Source organism: Streptomyces sp. NPDC090741 (assembly GCF_044769045.1).
Classification (GTDB): Bacteria; Actinomycetota; Actinomycetes; order Streptomycetales; family Streptomycetaceae; genus Streptomyces.
In genome coordinates this window covers 756,707-779,607 of the sequence record NZ_JBIVXF010000001.1, presented here as the reverse complement: position 1 = coordinate 779,607, position 22,901 = coordinate 756,707, and the positions used below count along the sequence as shown (strand labels likewise).

Below are 22,901 nucleotides of genomic sequence, written 5' to 3'. Positions count from 1 at the left end.
GCCGTGCGGACGCGCACAGCGTGCTCTCCTGGCATGTCCCGGTCAAGAACTCCATTCCGGCCAGATTCGCCGGTCGGCCACCCGCCGGGACGGCCACCCCCACACGTACCGCCTAGGGCAGGGCGTGAACCTTCGGACCCACCGAGTTGGACCAAGCGCTACCCGCCTTGGCGTCCCAGTTGGTCGACCAGGTCATCGCGCCGCGCAGCCCCGGGTAGGTCTTCGACGGCTTGAAGGACCCGCAGTTCGTGCCCCTGGCCAGGCAGTCCAGGGCGTTGTTCACGATGGTCGGGGAGACGTACCCGCTGCCCGCGCCGCTCGGCGAGGCCGGCACGCCGATGCCCACCTGCGAGGGGTCGAGCCCGCCCTCCAGCTGGATGCAGGCCAGCGCGGTGAGGAAGTCCACCGAGCCCTGCGAGTAGACCTTGCCGTCGCAGCCGTTCATCGAGCCGCTGTTGTAGTACTGCATGTTGACGACGGTCAGGATGTCCTTGATGTTCAGCGCCGTCTTGAAGTAGCCGCCCGCCGTCGACTGCATGTCGATGGTCTGCGGGGCCATCGTGAGGACGAGCGAGGAGCCGGCCTTGGCGGACAGCGAGCGCAGCGCCTGCGTCATGTAGGTCGGGTTGAGGCCGTTCTCCAGGTCGATGTCGATCCCGCTGAAGCCGTACTCCTGCATCAGCGCGTACGCGGAGTTCGCCAGGTTGTTCGCGGAGGTCGGGTCGCCCACCGAGATGGTGCCCTTCTCGCCGCCGATGGAGAGGATGACGGACTTGCCGGCCGCCTTCTTCGCGGCGATGTCGGCCTTGAACTGCGAGACGGTGTAGCCGCCGAGGCCCGCCGAGTCGAGGTTGAAGGTGATGGCGCCGGGCGTGGTCGTGGCGTCGGCGAAGGAGACCGCGATGATGTCGTACTGGGCCGAGACGTCGGAGATCTTCTGGACGGTCGCGCCGTTGTTGAAGTTCTGCCAGTAGCCGGTCAGCGCGTGCTTGGGGACCGAGGGGTTCGGGTTCGGGTTGCCGCCGCCGGTCGTCGTGCCGGTCACGGCCGCCGACTTCGGCCCCTCGCCGGCCGCGTTGTACGCGCTCACCTGGAAGGAGTACGAGGTGGCGGCGGCGAGCCCGGTGATCTGGGCCGGGGAGCCGGACACGGTCTTGACGCGGACTCCGTCCTGATAGACGTAATAGCCGCTCGCCCCGCTGACCGCGTTCCACGAAAGGGTGAGTCCGTTCGCGCTCTGGCCGGAAACGGCGGTCCCGCCCGGGGCGCCGGGAACGGACGGGCCGGGGTCGGTGCCGCCGCCCCCGTCCGGGCCGAAGACGCTGAAGTCGTCGACGACGTAGGAGGGCTGCCCGTACCAGCCGTGCGTCCACACCGTGACCTGCGTGGTGCTCGCACCCGTGGTGAAGGTGGTGGAGAGCTGCTGCCAGCCGCCGCCCGAGCCGGGGGTCCAGGTGGACACGTCCTGCGTGCCGGTCCCGGTCACGCCGAGGTACACGTACGAGCCCTGCACCTGCTCGCTGAGCGTGTACGTCGAGTTCGGCTTGACCGTGACGGTCTGACTGCACTGCGCATTGTCCTGGCCCGCCGGGGTGCCCTTGAGGGCGGCGGCCCCGGCGTGGACGGGCGAGGAGACGACGGCCCCGCTCCCGGAGCCGCACGTCCAGTCGGCGAGACCGGACTCGAAGCCTCCGTTGCGGACGACGTTGACGTCGGCGGCCTGCGCGGTGCCGGTGGCGAGGGCGGTCAGGCCGCCCGCGGTCAGGGTGGCGGCGCCCAGCAGGGCGAGCGAGCGTATGCGGTTCACGTGGTCTCCGTGGGGGGAGAAGGGGATGTGAAGGGGGAGGTGGAACTGGTGAACGAACGCACCCGGGGTCGTGGGTGGGGGGAAACCCCGTTGGCGCGTCACCGCGTGGGGCCCAAGTTGGTCCAGACCAATCCTCCTGTCAAGACTCTTTGCAATGTGGCTTGAATTGATCGAGCGTCCGATCCCGGATGTCCGGGTTTCCCGCCACCTGTGACAGGGGCCGCCGGTACGGGAATTACCAAGCCCCTGCCCTGCCAGGGACGACGCGGATATGGTGCTGGGGCAAGGGGGAAGGGCGCCGATCGTTTGCGGTCGCGCAGGGGTGCGCGTACGCGACGGCGGCGCCGACGTATGGGGCGTACGGGGTGAACAGGGGGATTCGCGTGCCGACCGCCATTGCCGTCACCAGCGCCGATCTGGTGCTGCCGGCCCCCGACCGGCACACACCGCCGGCCGTCGTCCTGCACCCGCCCGGACAGCTCGACCTCGCGGGCGCCCTCGCCGAGACGAGCGCCCTGCTGGAGCGCCACGGCCACCTCGTGGCCTTCGTACCGCCCTGGCTGCCGGCCGCGACCGTCCAGCGGCTGCACACCGTGCGGGCCATCCTGGAGACCGACCGGATCGCCCTCCTCGACATCGATCTGCCCCCGCTGGCCACGGCCCTGCTGGCCCGTCAGCTGCGCCAGCTCAGCGTCTGCGACTTCAGCCCCGGAGTCATCGCCTCCGCCGCCCGGCTGCTGTCCCACTACATCCACGCCGGGGCCCTGCTGGGCTCCGTCGCCAGACTGGACCGGGTCCCGGTCGGCCTCAAGGCGCACGCCCGCTCGTGGTCGCCGAGCGCGCAGTTCGCCGTACTGGCCCACCCGGCCCCGCACCTGGTCAAGCTGACCGGCTCCGGCGGGCGCGGCGCGCACGCCGGGGGCTCCGCCCTGCCGCCCGGCCCCGCGTACGCCACCCACCTCACCTTCGCGCGCGGCCAGCTCGCCTCCGACTGGGTGGCGGCCGAACTCGCCCCCGCCTGGCGGGTCCAGGGCGTGATGGAGAACCCGCTCCCGGCCGACTCGCCGGTCTGGTGGGCCACGGCGAAGCTGGTCGAGTTCGCCGCCGCCATCCCGGACCCGTCTGTGCTCTACCAGCTGGTCGCCTCCGTCCGCCGCGAGGAGTGCCACTGGTGCGGCCTCGAACTCATCGGCGACCGCTGCGCCTTCTGCGCCGCCCCCCTGGCCGCCCCGCCACCGGCCGAGACCGGGGACAGGACGCCGCCGCCGGCCTTCGCCGGCGCCCCCAGACCAAGACACTGACCGGCTGAACGATCGAAGAACGGCGAGGTAGTACGGCCCATGAACTCACGCCAGCGCCGCGGCGTCATCCTGCTGCTCCTGTCGGTCCTGTGCGCCCTCGCGGCGTTCGGCGGGGTCCTCGTGGTGATCGGCGACGTCAATTCCAAGGTCGGGGCCGAGGTCACCGCCTACCGCGCCAAGGGCGACATCCCGCCGTACAGCCCGCTGTCGGCGGGCCAGTTCGAGGAAGTCTCCATCCCCAAGCGCTGGCTGTCCGACACCGCCGTCACTGACCTCGGCCGGCTCAGGGACAAGATCGCGCTCACCACCCTGCGCAAGGGCTCGCTGCTCCAGTCGGACATGTTCGTCGACAAGCCGCAGCTCCAGCCCGGGGAGCAGGAGATCGCCATCATGATCGACGCGGCGACCGGCGTGGCCGGCAAGATCTACTCCGGGGCCAAGGTCAACATCATCGCCACCTTCAAGGGCGCCAAGGACACCGAGTCCTCCCGCTCGGTGATCATCGTGGCCAACGCCCGCGTCCTGAACGTCGGCAAGCTCACCGCCCTCGACAAGGACAGCGACAAGAAGGGCCCCGCCGAGGCGGTCCCGATCACCTTCGCCCTGAACACCAAGGACACCCAGCGCGTCGCGTACGCCGAGTCCTTCGCGGAGCACGTACGCCTGGCCCTGGTGGCCCCCGGCACCGACTCCGCGCCCGGTCCGGGCGACCGTACGTACACCCTCGACGGGGACAAGTGAGGCCCGGATGACCACCCGAATCCTCCCCGCGGCCGGCGACCCGGACGCCGCCCGCGCCATCTCCACCCTCCTCAGCCAGCTCCCTGCCGCCGAGCCGGGCGTACCGGTGCCCGACTCCACCACCCTGCTCGACACCCTGGGGCGGCTGGCCGCCGAATCCATCGACGAACTGCCCGAGGTCGTCCTCGTCCACGAGCGGATCGGCCCGGTGCCCGCGCTCGACCTGATCCGCGAGGTCGCGCTCCGCTTCCCGGCGGTGGGCGTGGTGCTGGTCTCCTCGGACGCCGGACCGGCGGTGTTCTCCGCCGCCATGGACTCGGGCGCGCGGGGTGTGATCGGGCTGCCGCTCGCGTACGAGGAACTCGCCGCCCGCGTCCAGGCCGCCGCCCAGTGGTCCATCGGCGTACGCCGCCACCTGGGCCGGGGAGCCGACGTGTTCACCGGGCCCGGCGGCAAGGTGGTCACGGTCACCGGGGCCAAGGGCGGCGTCGGCACCACCTTCACCGCCGTGCAGTTCGCGCTGGCCGCGGCCGCCTCGGGGCGGCGTACGGCCCTGGTCGACATGGACCTCCAGGCCGGCGACGTCGGCTCGTACCTCGACGTGCAGTTCCGCCGCTCGATCGCCGACCTCGCCGGGATCCACGACATCTCCCCGCGCGTGCTCCAGGACGCGGTGTACGAGGACCGGACGGGGCTGGCGCTGCTGCTGGCCCCGGCGGAGGGCGAGCGGGGCGAGGAGGTCGACGAACGCGCCGCCCGGCACATCGTCGGCGCCCTGCGCGGCCGGTACGAGCTCGTCGTCATCGACTGCGGCACCCAGGTGACCGGCGCGAACGCGGCGGCGGTGGAGATGGCGGACGTGGCGGTCCTGGTCACCACGCCCGACGTGGTCTGCGTACGGGCGGCCAAGCGGCTGGTCCGGATGTGGGAACGGCTCCAGGTCCGCAAGGCGGAGGACACCGCGATGGTGGTCAACCGCTGGAGCAAGCACACGGAGATCCAGCCCTCGCTGATCGAGAAGATCACGAAGACCCGGGCCACCCGGACCCCGGTGCCGGCCGCCTTCAAGGAGCTCCAGGCGGTGGTGGACGCGGGCCGGGTGCAGGACCTCGACAACCGCTCCAGCGTGAAGCAGGCGCTGTGGACGCTGGCGGGCGAACTGGGCCTGCTTTCGCCGCCGTCCGCGGCGGAGCCGGAAGCCGCCGCCGGGACCCCGGGCGCGGCCCTCGCCATACGGGCCGCCGGCCCGGTGGCGCGGCTGCGCCGCGGCCGGGAGGGCTGACGGATGCCCGCGCGCAGACCCGTCGGGCGCGGCCGGGGCGCCCGGGGTGCCTGGGGCGCCTGGCGCGATCGCGGCCAGGTGGCGGTCGAGTTCGTCGGCATGGTGCCGCTGATCCTGCTGCTCGTGGCGGCGGTGTGGGAGTGCGTACTGATCGGGTACGCGTTCTCCCTGGCGGGCAACGCGGCGGACGAGGCGGCGCGGGTGGGCGCGGTGCACGGGGACGGGGCGTGCGCGGACGCGGCGGATCGGCACATCGGGGGCGCCTGGCACATGAGCGTGCGCTGCGGTGAATCGGGCGACGTCTACAAGGCGACCGTGGAGCTCAACCTCCCGGTCTTCTTCCCGGGCCTCGACATCGGCACGCCGATCACGGGCGAGGGCGGCTCCCCGAAGGAGGACGAGTGAACCGATACCGACACCGGGGCGCGGACCGGGTCCGGAACCGGGTCCGGAACCGGGTCCGGAACCGGGTCCGGAACCGGGTCCGGAACCGGGGCCGGGGCCGGGACCGGGGCCAAGTCGCCCTGGAGTACATCGGCTTCATCCCCATCCTGCTCTTCGTCGCGCTCTGCGGGATCCAGCTCGGCTGGGTCGCGTACGTGGAGCAGCAGGCGGACACGGCCGCCCGTACCGCGGCCCGCGTGGAGGCCCGCAAGGGCGAGGGCGGGGAGGCCGCCGGCAAGGCGGCGATCCGGCCGAGCCTCGCCTCGCTCGCGCAGATCGACGTCGCCGCGTCGCGCGACGCCGTCACCGCGACGGCCCGCATCACCGTCAAGTCGATCGTGCCCGGCCTGGACTCCTACACGGCCGAGCGCACGGCCGTCATGCCCAACGACGATCCGAAGGGGTGACCGCACCATGAGCCTGCGTTCCCGCGTCAACACCCCCGACGACCGGCACAGTCCGCGCGAGGACGGCCGGCTGGTCTCCGCGTACCGGGCGAAGCTGCTGGAGGAGATCGACCTCGCCGAGATGTCGGCGCTCGCGCCTGCCGAGCGGCGGGCCCGGCTGGAGCGCGTACTCGGGCACATCATCAGCCGCGAGGGCCCGGTCCTGTCCACCGTCGAGCGGGCGCAGCTGATCCGCCGGGTCGTGGACGAGGCGCTCGGCCTCGGCGTGCTCGAACCGCTCCTCGAAGACGCCTCGATCTCCGAGATCATGGTCAACGGCCCGGACCAGATCTTCGTCGAGCGCGCCGGCCGCGTCGAGCAGCTGCCCCTGCGCTTCGCCTCGCACGAGCAGCTGATGCAGACCATCGAGCGCATCGTCTCCACCGTCAACCGCCGTGTGGACGAGGCGAATCCGATGGTCGACGCCCGGCTGCCGAGCGGCGAGCGCGTCAACGTGATCATCCCGCCGCTGTCCCTGACCGGGGCCACCCTCACGATCCGCCGCTTCCCGCGCGCCTTCACCCTGCACGAGATGATCGGCCTCGGCTCGCTGGACGCGCAGATGCTCCTGCTGCTGTCCGGTCTGGTCCAGGCGAAGATGAACGTCATCGTGTCCGGGGCCACCGGCACCGGGAAGACCACGCTCCTCAACGCCCTCTCCGGTCTCATCCCGGAGGGCGAGCGGATCATCACGATCGAGGACTCGGCGGAGCTCCAGCTCCAGCAGGCCCACGTCATCCGCCTCGAATCCCGCCCGGCGAACGTGGAGGGCAAGGGCCGGATCACCATCCGCGACCTCGTACGCAACTCCCTGCGCATGCGCCCCGACCGCATCATCGTCGGCGAGGTCCGCGGCGGCGAGACCCTCGACATGCTCCAGGCGATGTCCACCGGCCACGACGGCTCCCTGGCCACCGTCCACGCGAACAGCGCCGAGGACGCGCTCATGCGCCTGCAGACCCTCGCCTCGATGTCCGAGGTGGAGGTCCCCTTCGAGGCCCTCCAGGACCAGATCAACAGCGCGGTGAACGTGATCGTCCAGCTGACCCGCTTCGGCGACGGCTCGCGCCGCCTCACGGAGATCGCCATCCTCGACTCGCACGGCCGCGAGCCCTTCCGCATCACCACCGTCTGCCGGTTCGCCGCCCAGCCGATGAGCGCCGACGGCCGGGTCCACGGCCACTTCGAGTACTACCCGCTGCCGCGCCGCATCGCGGACCGCCTCTACATGAACAACCAGCCGATCCCGCAGGCCTTCGGGGTCGCCATGTCCGACGACCAGCTCGCCACCCGCATCACCCGGACCGTCCTGTGAACCCACTGATCCTCCTCACCCTCGGCGTCACACTGCTGGCCTGCGTCCTCGTGGTCGCGGGCGTCCAGGCGTACGCCGCCGGCCGCGCCCAGCGCGCCGCCCTCATCGAACGCCTCGCCGCGGAAGGCGCACCGGAGCAGCCGGGCCGCAGGCGCCGCTTCCCCGGGGTGGACCGGCGCCTGCGCCGGACCGCGCTCGGCAAGCGGATCGAGGTGAAGCTGGCCGTGACCGGCCTGGACCTCACCCCCGGCGAGTTCTTCGTCTACGTGCTGATGTCGGTCGCCGGGGTGTGGCTGGTCGCGGCCAGCTTCCTGGCCCCGTTCTTCGGCCCGGTGGCCGGCCTGATCGGCCTGTGGGCGGCGGACGCCTTCCTCAACTGGCAGCGGGCCCGGCGCAACGAGCGCTTCATCAACCAGCTGCCCGAGCTCGCCCGCATCCTCGCCAACGCCACCCAGGCCGGGCTGGCCCTCCGTACGGCCATCGCCATAGCGGCGGAGGAGCTGGAGGCCCCGGCGGGCGAGGAACTCTCGCGCGTCGCCGACCGCCTCGCCGTCGGCCACTCCATCGAGGAGGCGCTGGGCGAGATCGCCGAACGGCTGCCCTCCCGCGAGCTCGTCGTCCTGGTCTCCACCCTCGTGCTGTCCGCGCGGGCGGGCGGCGCGATCGTCGGCAGCCTGCGCAACCTGACCGTGACGCTGGAGCAGCGCAAGGAGACGCGGCGCGAGGTCCGCACCCAGCTCTCCCAAGTGACCGCGACGGCCTATCTGGTGCCGGCGATCGGGCTCGGCTCGCTGCTGCTGGTGAACGCGATGATGCCGGGAGCCCTGGACCGTATGACCGGCGCGTTCATCGGCCAGACAGCGGTGCTGGTGGCGATCGGGCTCTTCACGCTGGGCTTCGTCCTGATCCGCCGGCTCTCGAAGATCGACGTGTGAGGGGGCGACGGACATGACGGCTCTGCTGCTGGCGCTACTGCTGGGGGTGTCGGTCTTCGGCGTCTTCCACGGCGTCCGCCTCTACCGCGCCGAGGTGAAACTGCCGAGCGACCTCGCACTGGCCCTGGAGGTCGGCGCCACCCGTACGACGGCCGTCGGCTCGGCCGTCGACCGGCTGGGCATCCGCTGGGCGCCGCTCGTGCTGCGCCTGATGGGCCCGAACCGGGTCGCCCGCAAGCGCCGCCAGATCGACCTGGCGGGCAATCCGGCGGGCCTGACCATAGACCGGTACGCGGCGCGCCGCGCGGTGTACGGGTTCCTCGGCGCGCTCGGCGCCTTCTCGATGCTGATCAACGGCCGGCTCGTACCGGCCCTGCTGATGGTCGCGTTCGGCCTGTTCTGGATCGAGGTCGGCCTGTGGTCGGCGATCCGGGTCCGCCGCGACCACATCGAGCGGACGCTGCCGGACTTCCTGGACGTACTCGCGGTCGTGGTGAGCGCGGGGCTCGGCTTCCGGCAGGCGCTGGAGCGGGTGGCCGCCAAGTACGACGGCCCCTGGTCGGACGAGGTCCGGATCACCTTGCAGCAGATGGACATGGGCGTCAGCCGCCGCCAGGCCTTCGACGAGCTGCGCCGGCGCAACGACTCCGAGCAGGTGGCGCAGTTCGTGACCGCGCTGCTGCAGGGCGAGGAACTGGGCTCGCCCATCGTCGACACGCTGATCGCGATCGCCGAGGACATGCGCCGTACGGACGCCCAGAACGCCCGCCGGCGGGCGGCCCGGGCGGTCCCGAAGGCCACTTTCGCGGTGACCATGTTCATGCTGCCGGGAACGCTGATCCTGCTGGTCTGCGGCTTCGTGTACGGCGCGGACGTCGACTTCGGCGCGCTGCTCGGGGGCGGGTGAACCATGGCGGTGCTCCACATCCCCCTGGCGGGGCTGTCCGTACGCGGAAAGACGGCGGGGGAACCGTCGCCCTCCCCCTCCCCGGCACTCCAGTCCCATGCGCTCCAGGCGCTCTCCCGCCGGGTCTTCGCCTTCCGGATGGTGATGATCGGCCTGGGCGCTCCGCTGGCGCTGGGGCGCACGGCGGGCGGCGGGCCGACGTACCTGGTGGGCGGCGCGATCCTGCTCACCTTCATGCTCTCGTACGTACTCTTCCGCGACTGGGAGCGCTTCGGGCCGCTGCTGCTGCGCCACCGGTGGCTGCTGGCCCCGGACCTGGCGTGCTGCGGGCTGCTGCTGGTCACGGCGAGGCCCGAATCGCCGCTCGGCTTCGCCGTGCTCTGCACACCGCTGGTGGCCGGGCTGGTCTACGGGTGGCGCGGCTCGGCCCTCTACGCGGCCCTGGCGGCGGTGGCCGTGGCCGCCGTGGCCGGCGGTCTGACCCTGCCGGTGCTGTGCCTGCTGGCGGGCGCGGCCGGTGCCTCGCTGCGGGACCTCCTCTTCCGCTTCGGCGCGGCGAGCCAGGCCCTGACGGAGACGCGGGCCCGGCTGGCGGTGGCCGAGGCGGTACGCGCCGAACGGGACCACCTGGCCCGCGAGATGCACGACTCGGTGGCGAAGACCCTGCACGGCCTGGCCCTGGCGGCGGACGCCCTCGCCCGCACCACGGACCCGGCGACCGTGCGCCGCCAGGCCTTCTTCCTCTCCGGCGCGGCCCGCGCGGCGGCGGCGGAATCCCGCGCACTGCTGACGGAGCTGCGGGGGGAGGCTGCGGGGGTCTCGCTGTCGTCCGAACTCCCGGTCCTGGTCGGCGAGGACGCGGAACTCCGCACGACGGGTGTCCTCCCGGTGGTGGCTCCGGGGATGGCGCACCACATCCTGTCCATCGCCTCGGAGGCCCTGGAGAACGCCCGCCGCCACGCGGGAGCCTCGCGCGTGCGCGTTTCGGCGGCGGCGGAGGCGGGGGTGTTCACCCTGACCGTCGAGGACGACGGCTGCGGCCTCCCGCCGGACGCCCTGCACCGCGGGGGCCGCTACGGCCTGCGCGGCATGACGGAACGCGCGTCGGAGATCGGCGCCCGCCTCCGGATCGAAGCCCGGCCATCCGGCCCCGGGACGGTGGTCCGCCTGGACCTCCCGCTCGCGGCCCTGACCCCGGAGGGGAGCCCGTGACGCCGCTCCGCGTTCTGATCGCCGACGACAACCCGGTGGTACGGGCGGGCCTGACGTCTCTCCTGGCGACGGCCGGGGACATGGAGGTCGTGGCCCAGGCGGCAGACGGCCGCGAGGCCCTGAGCCTGACCCGCCGGCACGCCCCGGACGTGATCCTGCTGGACGTGCGCATGCCGGGCGTCGACGGCATCTCGGCCCTGCCGCACCTCGTACAGCTGGCGCCCGTACTGATGCTGACGTACAGCCGGGAATCGGAGGTCGTCCGAGAAGCGCTCCTCCTGGGCGCGGGCGGCTACCTGGTCCACGGCGAATTCACGCCGGAGGACCTGGTCCGCGCGGTCCAGGGCGTCCGCGAGGGGAGGGCCCATTTCACGCCGACGGCGGCGAGCGCGCTCCTCGCGGAACTCCGCACCTCTTCGCAACCGCAACGAACTGTGGCACGCTCTCCTGAGCGACTGCACAACTCGGTTCTCTTCGGCCTGAGTTCGAGGGAGGTGGAGATCATGGATCTCATCGCGTCCGGGATGAGCAACCAGCAGATCGCGGCCACCTGCTTCATCAGCGAGAAGACGGTGAAGAACCACATCAACCGCATCTTCGCGAAGCTCCAGAGCACGAGCCGCAGCGAGGCGATAGCGCGCTGGCTGGGAACGGCCCGTCCAGGGGTGAGCGGCCATGGGTAGACGGAGTGCGCAGTGGGTCCGTAATTGGGCCCCGGGACCCTTGGTTATCACCGGTAACTCCCCGTACGGTCCGCAAACCAACAGCGCCACCGGCCCGGGAGGAAACCCCCATGTTGCAGAACACCCTGGCGAGGATGCGGAAGCGGTACGAAACGAAGGGCGCCCGGGACCGAGGCCAGACGGCCTTCGAATACCTGGGCATCATCCTGGTGGTCGTAGTGATCATCGGCGCAATCGTCGGCACGGGCATCGGTCAGAGCATCACCAACAAGATCAAGGATCAGATCACCGCCATCACAGCGGGCAAGTGACTGCCCGCCGACTTGGTGACCGTGGGCAGGCCTTCCCCATTTACATCGTGGTGGTCGCTGGTCTGCTCTTCGCCGCGTTGGCGTTCTTCGCGGTCGGGATGGCCGGTGCGACCCGCAGCAATGCCCAGGGTGCAGCGGACGCTGGGGCGCTGGCTGCTGCGCGCGAAGCGAGGGACAACGTATTTCTGGGCCTTGACCTGCTCAGCCTCAAGCCCGCCGACTGGGAGAAGATCGTCAACGGTGATCGCCTCAACGGGGCGGGCGCATGCGGGAAGGCCATCGACTTCGCGGCCTTGAACGATGCCGACGCGGAGTGTGATCCGGCCCTGCTGCCCAAGTTCACCGTCAGCGTCACCACCAGAGGCACAGTCGGAGACTCGGTCGTGCCGGGCGCCAGCGGCACGAAGGGCAAAGCCAAGGCGACGGCCCTGATCGAACCGCGATGCACTCTGCGGTCGGCCCCCACCCCGGCACCCACACCCACCCTCACACGGCCACCGACGCCGAGCCCCTCACCCTCGCCTGGGGAGGGGAGTGTCACCTTCGTGTGCAGTGGGAAGACCCTCACGTTGGATCCTGCGAAACCAGGCCCGTTGTCCCGGCTGGCGAGGGCACTCTTCAGCGTGCGACTGGTCGACTGACAGCGAACGAGAGACAAGGAAACGGCGTAGATGAGCTTGCGGCACAAGGTGAAGGTCCGCGGGGGAGCGGCCGTTGTGGTTGCGGCGGTCTTGGCCCTCACATTGGCTGGATGCGGCAGCAATGACGACAAGCCGGCAGGTGCGCAAAGCTCCTCCGCCCCTAAGCCCTCTGGGGGTGGCTCGCAGGAACCGGCTGCCGGGAATCAGAGTTCAGCCCCACCGGCGGTGATCGCGACGGCGGCCGGCGAGGACGGGGTTGTTCTCGAAGTCAACGAGGCCAAGCGCGATGCAGGCGGCTTCCTCACCGTCAGCGGCCAGTTCAAGAACACCGGCGACAAGGACTTCAGCCACACGACGGCTTGGCGCGGCAATGAACTCACGGGCAGCGGCGAGTCGGTTGCGGGAGCCACCCTCGTCGACAAGGCGGGCAAGAAGCGCTACTACGTGCTGCGCGACACCGAAGGAAGGTGTCTGTGCACCACAGGCGTGAACTCGATCGGAGCAGGCAAATCGATGCCGTTCTTCGTCCAGTTCCCCGCGCCCCCGACGAACGCTGCCGAGGTTGAATTCAGCCTCCCCACCTTCGCAACGGCCACCATCAAAATCTCCGGGTGACCCCAATGAATAAACGCCACCGCGTCTCCGCATCCACAGCCGTCGTCGGCCTCGTCATCGCCGGGGCTCACTTCATCGGCGCGACGAGCGCCCACGCCGATGGGGTCAAGCCCTCCGTGCCCCCCGGCACCGAGCCATCGGCCTCCGCGCCCGTGCCCATCGACTCGAACTCGCCCGGCCTGAAGATCCCCCAGGGCGGGACCCTGGCTCCGATCAAGGTGCTGGACATCGCCGAGGTCGTCGAAGACCTCGGCGGTGAGCAGCGGCGGCAGGAGACCAATCAGACCGTCATGATGGCCCTGCAGTCCGAGGTGCTCTTCCCCGAGAACAGTGCCGTCTTCAACGCCCAGGCCGCCGCCCGGATACAGGCCATCGCCAACGAGATCAACACGCAGAAGGCGACCCGCGTCCGAGTCTTCGGGTTCACCGACGACCAGGGCAGCTACGAGCACGGCAAGGAACTCTCCAAGCAGCGCGCCGACGCCGTCCAGGCCGAACTCGCCAAGACCGTCACCAGCTCCGGCGTCATCTACGACGTGCGCGGCTACAGCGAGGACTACCCGATCGCCGACAACGGCACCGAGGAAGGCCGCAAGAAGAACCGCCGGGTCGAGATCACCTTCCCCCGCACCACCCCCTAGCCCTGCCCGCCCCCGGCCCGCATCAGCGTCGACGCCGCCGCCCCCGCGCGGCGGGCCGGTTCCGGGCCGGGGTCCAGGGCCGCCACCACCGTCGCGCCCTCGACCAGGATCAGCAGCTGGTCCGCCAGGGCCCGGCGCCCGGGCCCGGCGGCCTCCGCCAGCAGCTCCCGCAGCTCCGCCTTGTGGCGGCGTACGACGTCCAGCACCGCGGCGGGGCCGGAGCCCAGCTCCCCGTACGCGTTCAGGAATGCACAACCCCTGAAGTCCGGCTCCGAGAACCACTGCGCCAGCCACTCGAAGACCGCCTCGACCGCCCCGTCCGGATCGGCGGCCTCCACCACCGCGCCGCGAAGGCTCGCCGTCCAGCGCCGGTCGCGGCGGTCGAGGTAGGCCGTGACCAGGGCTTCCTTGGCCGGGAAGACCTTGTAGAGCCGCTTGAGCGGTACGCCCGACTCCGTGCGGATGCGGTCCATGCCGACGGCCTGGATGCCCTCGGCGTAGAACAGCACCTCCGCCGAGTCCAGCAGCCGGGTCCGGGCCTCTTCGTCGTCCATGAAGGCAGCGTAGCCCAGGATCGCTTGCGCTGAGAACGGTCGTTCTCTAAGGTCGAGAACGACCGTTCTCGATTCTCTCGACTCTCTCGCCCGAGGTGACCGCCATGGCCGACCCCGCCGCCGTACGCCCGCCCCTCCCGCCCTTCACCGAGGAAACCGCCCGCGCCAAGGTCCAGGCCGCCGAGGACGCCTGGAACAGCCGCGACCCCGAGCGCGTCGCCCTCGCCTACACCGAGAACTCGTTCTGGCGAAACCGCGACCGCTTCCTCAGCGGCCGGGACGAGATCCGCGAGTTCCTCGCCGAGAAGTGGGAGCGCGAGCTCGACTACCGGCTCCGCAAGGAGCTGTGGGCCTACACCGGAAACCGGATCTCCGTCCGCTTCGAGTACGAGTGGCACGACACCTCCGGCCAGTGGTGGCGCAGCCACGGCAACGAGCAGTGGGAGTTCGACGGCGACGGGCTGATGCGCCGCCGCGAGGCCAGCATCAACGACATCCCGATCACCCCCGAGGACCGTCGCCTCACCTGATCCGCAACCAGGTGTACCGCCCCCCGCCCCGCGGTATGTGTCTGCGCGAGCACTCAAACCCCCGGACCCCCCGTGAGGAGACTCGGCATGGCGGCACGGGCTCGCGTGAACGGCGTGGACCTCTACTACGAGGTCGTGGGCGAGGGTGAACCCCTGGTCCTCGTCCACGGCTCGTGGGTCGACCACGAGACCTGGCAACTCGTGGTCCCCCGCCTCGCGCGGTCGTTCCGCGTACTGGTCTACGACCGGCGCGGCCACAGCCGCAGCGAGCGCCCGCCGGGCCAGGGCAGCCGGCGCCAGGACGAGGACGACCTCGCGTCCCTCATCGAGATCCTCGGCGCCCCGGCCCATGTGGCCGCGAACTCCTTCGGCGCCTCGACCGCCCTCGGCCTCGCCACCCGCCGCCCCGAGCTGCTGCGCAGCCTGACCGCGCACGAGCCCCCGCTCATGGGCGTCGTGGGCGACGGGGACCGGGAGCTCCGCCCGGTGCTCCAGGCCATGGAGTCCGCCCTCGACGGCGTCCTCACTGCTCTGCGCGCGGGCGAGGACCGGGCGGGGGCGCAGCGGTTCGTGGACGAGGTCGTCATCGGCCCCGGCGCCTGGGAGCAACTGCCGGACCGAGTGCGCGAGACGCTCACCGCGAACGCCCCCACGTTCGCGGACGAACACGGCGACCCGGACTGGGCGCGCCTCGACCTCGCCCGCCTCGCCGGCTTCCCGGGCCCCGCGCTGCTGACCTTCGGCAGCGAGAGCCCGCCGTGGTTCCCGGTGATCGTCGGCAAGCTCGCGACCGCGCTCGGCGGCCGGGCGCGGATGCGGACGCTGGTGGGGGACGGCCACGTCCCCCACCTCACCCACCCCGACCGGTACGCCGACGACCTCACGGCGTTCATCCGGTCCACCGCGTCGAAGCCGTTCAGTCGGCCAGCAGGTGATCGGCCTTGCCGGCCTTGATGTCCCGGATCATTTGCCGGAGCGCGTCCGCCGTGTCGCTGAGGTACGCCGCCTCCTGACCCGCCACCGCGATGTAACTCCGCCCTTCCCCGTCCACCCCGATCCGGTAGCAGGAGTTGCCTTCTCCGCAGTACGGCTCTTCCCAGGTCACGGTGGTCATGGTGTCCCCTCTCAAAGCTGGCTCGCGATGGTTCGGATGAAGTCCCGGGAGGCGTCTGCGGACAGGGCCAGGCTTTCCATCAGCGCGAAGTGAGCCCGGTACTTCGCGAGTTGCGCCTCGGCATGGATGAAGTCGGGCCCATGCGAGTTGTCGACCTGCACGGTGTCGAGCTGTACGGTCGGGCCCTCCGCGTAGATCACGGTCTGTCCCGCACCCGGGAAACCTCCCGCGTCGAACGGGAGAACGAGCACAGTCACATTGTCCTGCTCGGAACGGTTGAGCAAGTGGTCGAGCTGGGCACGCAGCACGGCGCGTCCGCCGAACTGCATGCGCAGGACGGCTTCGTGCACGACGGCCACGAACTCGGGTGCGTTGTCACCGTCCAGGACCTGTTGGCGCTCGGCGCGCAGCGCCAGCCGTAGCGCGACCTCCTTCTCCGGCAAGGCGGGGATCACCATCCGGAACACGGCGAGTGCGTGGTCCGAGGTTTGCAGGAGCCCGGGCATGTGAATCGAGAATGCGCCCCGCATGCGGGTGCAGCGAGCCTCCATTTCGGCGATGTCCAGAAGGCCCTGGGGGAGTTTGCCCCGGTAGTGATCCCACCACTGGCGCCCCGTGGGCTGTGCCATTTCCATCAGCCCGGAGATGTACGGCTCGTCGGTCACCTCGCAGTTGCAGGCCAGTGTGCGCAGGCGCTCGGTCGAGATGGCGCGGGTCCCGGACTCCATGGCGGAGATCGCACCTCTGTCCACGCCCAGAAGTCCCGCTGCGAACTCGGCCGAAACCCCTGCGGCCGTACGCATCCTGCGCAGCTCGTACCCCAACCTCTTCTGGCGCTCTGTGGTGGCTGTCCTCGCGGTCATGGCCCGAAGTCTTGCGCGTTCAGAGCCCCCCTGACCACGAGCGGCTGACTTCTCCCGCCGAGCGGGCCAAATTTGGCCCGACGAGCGCTACATTGGGTAACGCACCGCTCACGCAACGGGAGTTGAAGTGCATTGCTGCGGCATGCGCATGCCTAGGCGACGGGCCACCACCCCCACGGCGGAGCCACTCGCAACCACAGGGAGTTCGCGATGCTCAATCCCTTCATGCAGTCGACCCAGAGCCGATTCGACGTCTGCCCGAGCACGCCACCCGCGCCCGACGGGGACGTGCCGCCCTCGCCGGGTGCGCTGATGTGCAGCCTGACGGTGCCCGGGGAGGCGTACAGCGGGCAGATCGCGCGGCGGACCGTACGGTCCGTACTCCACGCACATCGGCTCGATGCGCTTGCCGTCGCCGCCGAGCAAGTCACCGGCGAACTGCTCGCCGCCTCCTGGCACTTGGATCCCGGGCGCAGCCTCTACCTCTCCGTCCGGTACCGGGACGACGCGCTGCGGCTCACCGCTTACGACGGGCATGCGACCCACTCCCACCCGCGACTCGCCGCCCACTGCGAGGCGCGGCGGCGGGCCGCCCTGCGTCTGATGGCCGCCGTCGTGCGCGAGTGCGGCGGGTCCTGGGGCTTCGGTGAGTCCCGCGAGCCCGGCGGCGGCACCCGAACCTGGGCGACGCTCCCCCGAGCCGGCGCGCTCGGTTACCTCACCCTCTGATCCCTGACGCCGACCGTGAGGACCGCCCGGACCCGAACGCCACCCCGGTGGGTCATCTCCTCGCTGCCCCCAATCCCGTCAGGGCTCGGGTGACCAAGTCGGCCTGGTGGGTGGTGCCTTGGAGGTTGGGGTGGAGGACCGTACAGGCTTCGCCTGTGGCGGGGATCCTGCGGCAGAGGCCGGAGGGCGGGTCGGTCTGGGTGCCGGAGCCGGTGAGGTTGTCCTTGATGCCGTACATCCACCGCTGGTCCGCGGCCGCGCAGACGCCGTGGCCGGTGCTGGAGGTGTACGTGTCCACGTAGACGGCGCCGGCGCGCTGCGCCTGGGTGCGCAGGACGGTATTGACCCGGCGTTCCAGGGCGTCGAGGAAGGGCATGTCTCCCTTGGTGATGGTGCCGAGCTGGCGCCAGGACCCGAAGGAGCAGCCGGTGCTGTCGGCGACGACGGCCGGGTATCCGACGACCGCCACCTTGGCGTGGGGTGCCCGGGCCCGAATGTCCTTGAGGGTGGTGGCGAAGTCCGCTTCCAGGGCGGTGAATCGGCCGTCGAGCCAGCTGGTGCCGGAGCCGCGGGTGTAGTGGGTGGAGCAGGGGCTGCCGGTTCCGAAGGACGCGATGCCCTGCTCGACGCACTTCGTGACGATGTCGACGAAGCCGACGGAGTTGCCGCCGATCCCGAAGGTGACGAGGTCCGTGGCGGCGGTGACGGCCTTGATCTGGGCCGGCCGGGGGGCCCAGCCGCCCTTGGGCGGAACGGACGGGGGACCGGTGAACTCGGTCTGCGACTCCAGGATGCCGGCTCTGACCTCGGCGGCCGAACAAGTGACGTCCGTGAGGCGGACATTGAGGCGGCGGGCGGTCTGCTGCGGATAGCTGAGGGTGGAGCGGCCGCAGCCGTCATCGGCGGCCCAGGGGCGGACGAAGGCGCCGGCGCTGTACGAGTCGCCGAGCGCGGTGTAGTCGAGGGGAGCGGGGGGTGGTACGGCCGTGGCCGGGGCGGTGGTCAGGGTCATGAGGGCGAGGGCGCTCGCGAGTGCGTACCTGGCGCGGAACGGCATGGCGGTGTCCTTGGCTCGGGCGCCGTGCCGGCCGATCCGGGCGGCGCACTTCACTCAAGGTAGTCGATCTGATCACGGAGAGTAGCGGACGGGTGCGCAAACCCCCGGATCGGGTGAACGGTGGGGCTCAGGACGCCTGGTGGGCCTGGGTGATGAGGTCCGTCGCGACCTCCAGGGCCGCCAGGCGGGTTTCCTCCGGGTCGCCCTCCACGTGCTGGAGGAACATCATCCCCGCGTGCAGGGTGAACAATGCGCTCACGCACCGCACCTGGTCGGTCAGCGGCCCGTCCTCCGTCCGCAACAGCTCCACCAGGGTGAACAGCCGGCGCTTGACCGTCTCGCCGATGCTCAGCTCCCGCATCGTCGCCTGGTTCTCCTGCATGAAGCGGTACAGCGGCGCGCCCGCCGCCATCGCCTCGCTGTAGCGCCGCAGCACCTCGCGCTTCATATCCAGCGTCCGCGGCTGCTGCTTCGCCCAGTCGATCAGCTCGTCGATCGGCCTGGTCAGGTCCTCGAAGACGCTGATGATGATGTCTTCCTTGGTCTTGAAGTGGTAGTACAGCGCCGCCTTCGTGACCTCAAGCCGCTCCGCGATCTCGCGCAGCGACGTCTTCTCGTACCCCTGCTCGGCGAAGAGTTCCAGTGCGACGTCCTGGATGCGCTGGCGCGTGTTGCCGCGGCGCGCCTGCGGACTGCTGCTGGACATGGCTCTCCCCAACTACTTACTTGACGCCCGGCTAGTGACGGGTCTACCTTCCCCAGTGTAGTGAACTAGCCGGGCGGCAAGTAAGGGCCTGGAGCACATGGGTAAACGGGGAGTGACATGGCTGAAAACATAAACGCGGCGGAGACCTCCGAGGAGGTGAAGCCGCGCAGCGTCCGTGTCGTCCTCATGGCTCTCATGATCGCAATGCTTCTCGCCATGCTCGACAACATGATCATCGGTACGGCGATGCCGACGATCGTCGGCGAGCTCGGCGGCCTGGAGCACCTCTCCTGGGTGGTCACCGCGTACACGCTGGCCACCGCCGCCTCCACCCCCATCTGGGGGAAGATCGGCGACATGTACGGGCGGAAGGGCTCCTTCCTCACCTCCATCGTGATCTTCCTGATCGGCTCCGCGCTCAGCGGCATGGCCCAGGACATGGCCCAGCTGATCGGCTTCCGCGCCGTCCAGGGCCTCGGTGCCGGCGGTCTGATGGTCGGCGTCATGGCGATCATCGGCGACCTGATCCCGCCCCGCGAGCGCGGCAAGTACCAGGGCATGATGGCCGGCGTGATGGCCCTCGCCATGATCGGCGGACCGCTGGTCGGCGGCACCATCACCGACCACCTGGGCTGGCGCTGGTCCTTCTACATCAACCTGCCGCTCGGCGCCGTCGCGCTCGCGATGGTCACCGCCGTCCTGCACCTGCCGAAGAAGACCGGGGAGCAGCGGCCGAAGATCGACTACCTCGGTGCGGCCCTCCTGACCGTCGCCATCACCTCCACCGTGCTCGTCACGACCTGGGGCGGCACCGAGTACGCCTGGGGCTCCGGCCAGATCATCGGCCTGATCGCCGTCGGCATCCTGTCGATCGCCGCCTTCCTCTTCGCCGAGACCAAGGCCGCCGAGCCGGTCATGCCGCTGCACATCTTCCGCAGCCGCAACTTCACGCTCATGTCGGTCATCGGCTTCCTCGTCGGCTTCGCGATGTTCGGCGGCGTGCTCTACCTCCCGCTCTTCCAGCAGTCGGTCCAGGGCGCCTCCGCCACCAACTCCGGCCTGCTGCTCCTGCCGATGCTGCTCTCGATGATGGTCGTCTCGCTGATCGCGGGCCGGGTCACCACCAGCAGCGGCAAGTACAAGATCTTCCCGATCATCGGCGGCGCGCTCATGGTCGTGGGGCTCTTCCTGCTCGCCCAGATGGACACCGACACCAGCCGCCTGATGTCCGGCGTCTACATGGCCATCCTCGGCGCCGGCCTCGGCTTCCTGATGCAGATCACCATGCTGGTCGCGCAGAACAGCGTGGACATGAAGGACATGGGCGTCGCGTCCTCCTCGGCCACCCTCTTCCGTACGCTCGGCGGCTCGTTCGGCGTGGCCCTGATGGGCTCGCTGTTCACCAGCCAGGTCACCCAGACCATGACCGACCGCCTGGGTCCGGGTGCCGCCAAGGCCGCGGGCTCGGCCCAGCTCGACGCGGCCAGCCTGGCCAAGCTGGAGCCGACGATCCGCGATGCCTACCAGCACGCGGTCGCCGCCGGTACGCACTCGGCGTTCCTCCTCGGCGCGTGTGTCGCCGTACTGGGCTTCGTGGCGGCCTGGTTCGTCAAGGAGGTCCCGCTGCGGGGTGCGGGTCCGGCCAAGGCCGACGACGCGGCCGACGACAACGCGGCGCAGTCCCAGGCGGCGTCCCTCGCCCACTGATCACTCGGTTCACCAGCCCGGCCCCGGCGGATCTTCCGCCGGGGCCGGGTTTTTTCATGGGCTGAAGACGTGGCTCGTGGGGTAGGCGAGTACGCGTGATGCAGGGGAGGTTGATCTGGTTCCGTCCCGTTTCAGGTGGGGTCCAAATCGGGAGGATCAAGGACCAAGGTCCTATTAGCTGGATTTTATGGGGGAATTGGCGGGAACCCGGCTGCTTCACGGGTCGTCATGGAAGGCAGAGCGCACACAGGAACGGACGGGGAACGGACGGGGAGGGGACGGTTCATGGGCTTCATGGCGCGCGCGAACAGGCAGGGCATCCGGGCCGGGGCGGTCGTCGCGGCGGCAGCCGCCGCGGTGGCCGGGACGGTGTGGGGAGTGGCGACCTTCGTCGGACCGGGCCAGGGGACCGGACAGCAGCCCGCGCACGAGAACGTGTCACGCCGGACGGGCAGCCCCGACGACGGCGCGAAGAACGGCGGCGCTCCGCAGTCAGGGATACCCGACGGCATAGCCCACGCCTCCGAAAGCGGAGGCAACGCTGTCAACATCACCATCGACGACGGCCCGGACCCCCAGTGGACCCCCAAGGTCCTCGACGTACTGAAGAAGTACGACGTGAAGGCGACCTTCTGCATGATCGGACCGCAGGCCAAGGCCCACCCCGACCTGGTCAAGCGTGTCGTCGCGGCCGGCCACCGGCTCTGCGACCACACCATGGACCACAACACGGCCATGGACAAGAAGCCCGTCGCCTACCAGGAGCAGCAGATCCTGGAGGCGAAGAAGATGATCGAGGACGCGGCGGGCGGCGGCGCCGAGGTGGAGTACTACCGCGCCCCCGGCGGCGCGTTCACCCCCGACAGCCGCCGCATCGCCGCCGCGAACGGCATGCGCCCGCTCGGATGGAACGTCGACACCAAGGACTTCGGGAAGCCCGGCATCGCCGCCATCGTCAACGCGGTCAAGCGCGAGATCGGCAACGGCCCGACCGTCCTGTTCCACGACGGCGGCGGCAACCGCTCCCAGACCGTCGTGGCCCTCGACCAGGTGCTGGACTGGCTGAAGGACCAGGGCCGCCCCACCGGATTCCCCGTCCGCACCGCCCCGGACGGCTCCTGACACGCCGTCCGGTGGCGAACGGGTGAAGGTCGCCGCCCCGGCGCCGCCCGCGGTGTTCCCTGGTCGCGTACGCAGCCCTCGTACGGGAGAGCCCGTACGACCGCCCCAGGAGGCCCCCGTGATCTCACCGGACCAGCTGTCCGACCCCACCGTCCGCGCCTTCGTCACCGCCGTCAACGCCGGCGACAACAGCGCCTTCCAAGCCGTCCTCACCCCGGGCGCGACCATGTCCGACGACGGTTCGGACCGGGACATCGCTCAGTGGGCCGAGAAGGAGATCTTCTCCTCCGGCGGGCACATGGACGTCGAGAAGGAGTCCGACGGCGGCCTCGCCCTCATCGTCGACTACCGCAACGACACCTGGGGCGAGATGCGCACCGCCTGGCGGTTCGTCACCGAAGACGGCCGCATCAGCCGCTTCGAGACGGGTCAGGCCTGAGCGGCCGCCCGTGTCGTCCGCGCGGATCCCGTACGGGTGAAAGCGCGCCCGGCCTCGTTTCAGCCCGCCGCGGGTCCCCGTTGGGCCGGGCATGAAGCGCACCCGTACCGCCGTTCTCGCCCTCGCGACCGCCGCGGCGGCCCTCGCCCCGGTCCTCGGCCAGGCCGCCGCCACCGCCGCGGACGGCACGTACCTCCAGGACCCGGCCGGCGGCGAGAAGGCGATGAAGTCGCAGTGGACCAAGGACGAGATGCACAAGGTGGAAGGGCAGTTCCGCCTCTACCCCGGAGTGCAGTACAAGACGGTCACCCGCCCCGGCCCCTCGGGCGCCCCCGACTACGAGCGGAAGGTCGCCGACCCCAAGACCCTCGCGTGGCAGCCGTCGTTCGACTTCGGCTGGGCGGTGTCGGACTCGACGCTGGTGAAGAAGGCCGTGACCACCAAGGACGGCAAGCACCCGATCGTCGTGCACGCCGTACTGCGGCGCTCCTCGGACCACGCCAAGGCGGTCGAGGTGCACCAGGAGCTGGCGGACCGGCCGGCGACGGGGCGCGCCAAGGTCCCGGGCGGCAAGCGGATCGCCTGCGACACGGGTGAGTACACGGTGGAGTGGTCGGTCACGCGCTCGGGCTACGGGACGCTCACGGGCACGCTGCGCTGGGACTCCAGCTGCGAGCAGTACCGGACGGCGTTCTCGACGGAGAACGGCAAGGTCTGACCCTGAGGCGGGGGAAAGAAGGAAAGAGGGGGAGGGGAGAAGAGGGAGAGGGCCGGCCGCCCCGCGCACCTTGTGGGTGGT

At 70.7% G+C, this 22,901-nt stretch carries 27 protein-coding genes; 21 read left to right on the top strand and 6 right to left on the bottom strand.

What is annotated here, in order from left to right:
- Positions 1-112: 112 nt before the first annotated feature.
- Complete coding sequence (locus ACIQU4_RS03615) at positions 113-1,807, bottom strand: chitinase (protein ID WP_403725247.1); 1,695 nt, start codon at positions 1,805-1,807, stop codon at positions 113-115.
- A 383-nt stretch (positions 1,808-2,190) separates the two neighbouring features.
- Here ACIQU4_RS03615 and ACIQU4_RS03610 point away from each other — a divergent pair, with 383 nt between their 5' ends.
- From ACIQU4_RS03610 to ACIQU4_RS03545, 14 genes are all read left to right on the top strand, one after another.
- Positions 2,191-3,108: a hypothetical protein gene (locus ACIQU4_RS03610; RefSeq protein WP_403725246.1), complete on the top strand. Its 918-nt coding sequence runs from the start codon at positions 2,191-2,193 to the stop codon at positions 3,106-3,108.
- Between the two features lie 39 nt (positions 3,109-3,147).
- Positions 3,148-3,849: a Flp pilus assembly protein CpaB gene (cpaB, locus tag ACIQU4_RS03605; protein ID WP_403725243.1), complete on the top strand. Its 702-nt coding sequence runs from the start codon at positions 3,148-3,150 to the stop codon at positions 3,847-3,849.
- A gap of 7 nt (positions 3,850-3,856) precedes the next feature.
- Complete coding sequence (locus tag ACIQU4_RS03600) at positions 3,857-5,131, top strand: CpaE family protein (protein ID WP_403725240.1); 1,275 nt, start codon at positions 3,857-3,859, stop codon at positions 5,129-5,131.
- A 3-nt stretch (positions 5,132-5,134) separates the two neighbouring features.
- A complete protein-coding gene (locus ACIQU4_RS03595; RefSeq protein WP_403725238.1) occupies positions 5,135-5,536 on the top strand; it encodes a TadE/TadG family type IV pilus assembly protein in 402 nt (133 codons plus the stop codon).
- Positions 5,533-5,982 (top strand): TadE/TadG family type IV pilus assembly protein, encoded by a 450-nt coding sequence (locus tag ACIQU4_RS03590; RefSeq protein WP_403725236.1) that lies wholly within the window; start codon positions 5,533-5,535, stop codon positions 5,980-5,982. Before ACIQU4_RS03595 ends, ACIQU4_RS03590 begins: the two co-directional genes overlap by 4 nt.
- A gap of 7 nt (positions 5,983-5,989) precedes the next feature.
- Positions 5,990-7,336, top strand: a complete 1,347-nt coding sequence (locus ACIQU4_RS03585) for a CpaF family protein (protein WP_403725233.1) — start codon at positions 5,990-5,992, stop codon at positions 7,334-7,336.
- On the top strand, positions 7,333-8,271 hold the full coding sequence (locus ACIQU4_RS03580) for a type II secretion system F family protein (protein ID WP_403725231.1): 939 nt from the start codon (positions 7,333-7,335) through the stop codon (positions 8,269-8,271). The genes ACIQU4_RS03585 and ACIQU4_RS03580 overlap by 4 nt, the downstream gene beginning before the upstream one ends.
- A 13-nt stretch (positions 8,272-8,284) precedes the next feature.
- The gene (locus ACIQU4_RS03575; protein ID WP_403725227.1) at positions 8,285-9,178 is read left to right on the top strand and encodes a DUF5936 domain-containing protein; all 894 of its coding nucleotides are present in this window, start codon (positions 8,285-8,287) and stop codon (positions 9,176-9,178) included.
- Positions 9,179-9,181: 3 nt separating this feature from the next.
- The gene (locus ACIQU4_RS03570; RefSeq protein ID WP_403725224.1) at positions 9,182-10,390 is read left to right on the top strand and encodes a sensor histidine kinase; all 1,209 of its coding nucleotides are present in this window, start codon (positions 9,182-9,184) and stop codon (positions 10,388-10,390) included.
- Positions 10,387-11,073 carry a response regulator gene (locus tag ACIQU4_RS03565; RefSeq protein WP_385579963.1) on the top strand — a complete coding sequence of 229 codons (687 nt, stop codon included), beginning with the start codon at positions 10,387-10,389 and terminating at the stop codon, positions 11,071-11,073. Before ACIQU4_RS03570 ends, ACIQU4_RS03565 begins: the two co-directional genes overlap by 4 nt.
- A gap of 110 nt (positions 11,074-11,183) precedes the next feature.
- Positions 11,184-11,384 carry a hypothetical protein gene (locus ACIQU4_RS03560; protein WP_403725222.1) on the top strand — a complete coding sequence of 67 codons (201 nt, stop codon included), beginning with the start codon at positions 11,184-11,186 and terminating at the stop codon, positions 11,382-11,384.
- Entirely contained in the window at positions 11,381-12,025 is a 645-nt protein-coding gene (locus tag ACIQU4_RS03555; protein WP_403725219.1) for a pilus assembly protein TadG-related protein, read from the top strand. The genes ACIQU4_RS03560 and ACIQU4_RS03555 overlap by 4 nt, the downstream gene beginning before the upstream one ends.
- 30 nt (positions 12,026-12,055) lie before the next feature.
- Complete coding sequence (locus ACIQU4_RS03550) at positions 12,056-12,640, top strand: hypothetical protein (protein WP_403725218.1); 585 nt, start codon at positions 12,056-12,058, stop codon at positions 12,638-12,640.
- Between the two features lie 5 nt (positions 12,641-12,645).
- Entirely contained in the window at positions 12,646-13,281 is a 636-nt protein-coding gene (locus ACIQU4_RS03545) for an OmpA family protein (protein ID WP_403725981.1), read from the top strand.
- Here ACIQU4_RS03545 and ACIQU4_RS03540 read toward each other — a convergent pair.
- Positions 13,278-13,835, bottom strand: coding sequence for a TetR/AcrR family transcriptional regulator (locus tag ACIQU4_RS03540; protein ID WP_403725216.1), 558 nt, complete (start codon positions 13,833-13,835; stop codon positions 13,278-13,280). The two genes, ACIQU4_RS03545 and ACIQU4_RS03540, sit on opposite strands and share 4 nt — an antisense overlap.
- Before the next feature lie 104 nt (positions 13,836-13,939).
- Between ACIQU4_RS03540 and ACIQU4_RS03535 the strand changes: the two genes are divergently transcribed.
- Complete coding sequence (locus ACIQU4_RS03535; RefSeq protein ID WP_403725214.1) at positions 13,940-14,365, top strand: nuclear transport factor 2 family protein; 426 nt, start codon at positions 13,940-13,942, stop codon at positions 14,363-14,365.
- 87 nt (positions 14,366-14,452) lie between these two features.
- Entirely contained in the window at positions 14,453-15,319 is an 867-nt protein-coding gene (locus tag ACIQU4_RS03530) for an alpha/beta fold hydrolase (RefSeq protein ID WP_403725211.1), read from the top strand.
- On the opposite strand, the gene ACIQU4_RS03525 is transcribed toward ACIQU4_RS03530, so the two are convergent.
- Positions 15,282-15,479 carry a hypothetical protein gene (locus tag ACIQU4_RS03525; protein WP_403725208.1) on the bottom strand — a complete coding sequence of 66 codons (198 nt, stop codon included), beginning with the start codon at positions 15,477-15,479 and terminating at the stop codon, positions 15,282-15,284. The two genes, ACIQU4_RS03530 and ACIQU4_RS03525, sit on opposite strands and share 38 nt — an antisense overlap.
- A gap of 11 nt (positions 15,480-15,490) precedes the next feature.
- Positions 15,491-16,342, bottom strand: a complete 852-nt coding sequence (locus ACIQU4_RS03520; protein WP_403725207.1) for a helix-turn-helix domain-containing protein — start codon at positions 16,340-16,342, stop codon at positions 15,491-15,493.
- A gap of 210 nt (positions 16,343-16,552) precedes the next feature.
- Between ACIQU4_RS03520 and ACIQU4_RS03515 the strand changes: the two genes are divergently transcribed.
- Positions 16,553-17,071, top strand: a complete 519-nt coding sequence (locus ACIQU4_RS03515) for an ATP-binding protein (RefSeq protein WP_403725204.1) — start codon at positions 16,553-16,555, stop codon at positions 17,069-17,071.
- Positions 17,072-17,123: 52 nt separating this feature from the next.
- On the opposite strand, the gene ACIQU4_RS03510 is transcribed toward ACIQU4_RS03515, so the two are convergent.
- Positions 17,124-18,182: an SGNH/GDSL hydrolase family protein gene (locus tag ACIQU4_RS03510; protein ID WP_403725201.1), complete on the bottom strand. Its 1,059-nt coding sequence runs from the start codon at positions 18,180-18,182 to the stop codon at positions 17,124-17,126.
- Positions 18,183-18,255: 73 nt separating this feature from the next.
- Positions 18,256-18,834 (bottom strand): TetR/AcrR family transcriptional regulator, encoded by a 579-nt coding sequence (locus ACIQU4_RS03505; RefSeq protein WP_403725199.1) that lies wholly within the window; start codon positions 18,832-18,834, stop codon positions 18,256-18,258.
- A 117-nt stretch (positions 18,835-18,951) separates the two neighbouring features.
- Here ACIQU4_RS03505 and ACIQU4_RS03500 point away from each other — a divergent pair, with 117 nt between their 5' ends.
- From ACIQU4_RS03500 to ACIQU4_RS03485, 4 genes are all read left to right on the top strand, one after another.
- On the top strand, positions 18,952-20,541 hold the full coding sequence (locus ACIQU4_RS03500) for an MDR family MFS transporter (RefSeq protein WP_403725196.1): 1,590 nt from the start codon (positions 18,952-18,954) through the stop codon (positions 20,539-20,541).
- Positions 20,542-20,835: 294 nt separating this feature from the next.
- Positions 20,836-21,663, top strand: coding sequence for a polysaccharide deacetylase family protein (locus tag ACIQU4_RS03495; protein WP_403725978.1), 828 nt, complete (start codon positions 20,836-20,838; stop codon positions 21,661-21,663).
- A 118-nt stretch (positions 21,664-21,781) separates the two neighbouring features.
- Positions 21,782-22,102 carry a nuclear transport factor 2 family protein gene (locus tag ACIQU4_RS03490; RefSeq protein ID WP_403725193.1) on the top strand — a complete coding sequence of 107 codons (321 nt, stop codon included), beginning with the start codon at positions 21,782-21,784 and terminating at the stop codon, positions 22,100-22,102.
- Between the two features lie 91 nt (positions 22,103-22,193).
- Complete coding sequence (locus tag ACIQU4_RS03485; protein WP_403725190.1) at positions 22,194-22,820, top strand: hypothetical protein; 627 nt, start codon at positions 22,194-22,196, stop codon at positions 22,818-22,820.
- Positions 22,821-22,901: the final 81 nt, after the last annotated feature.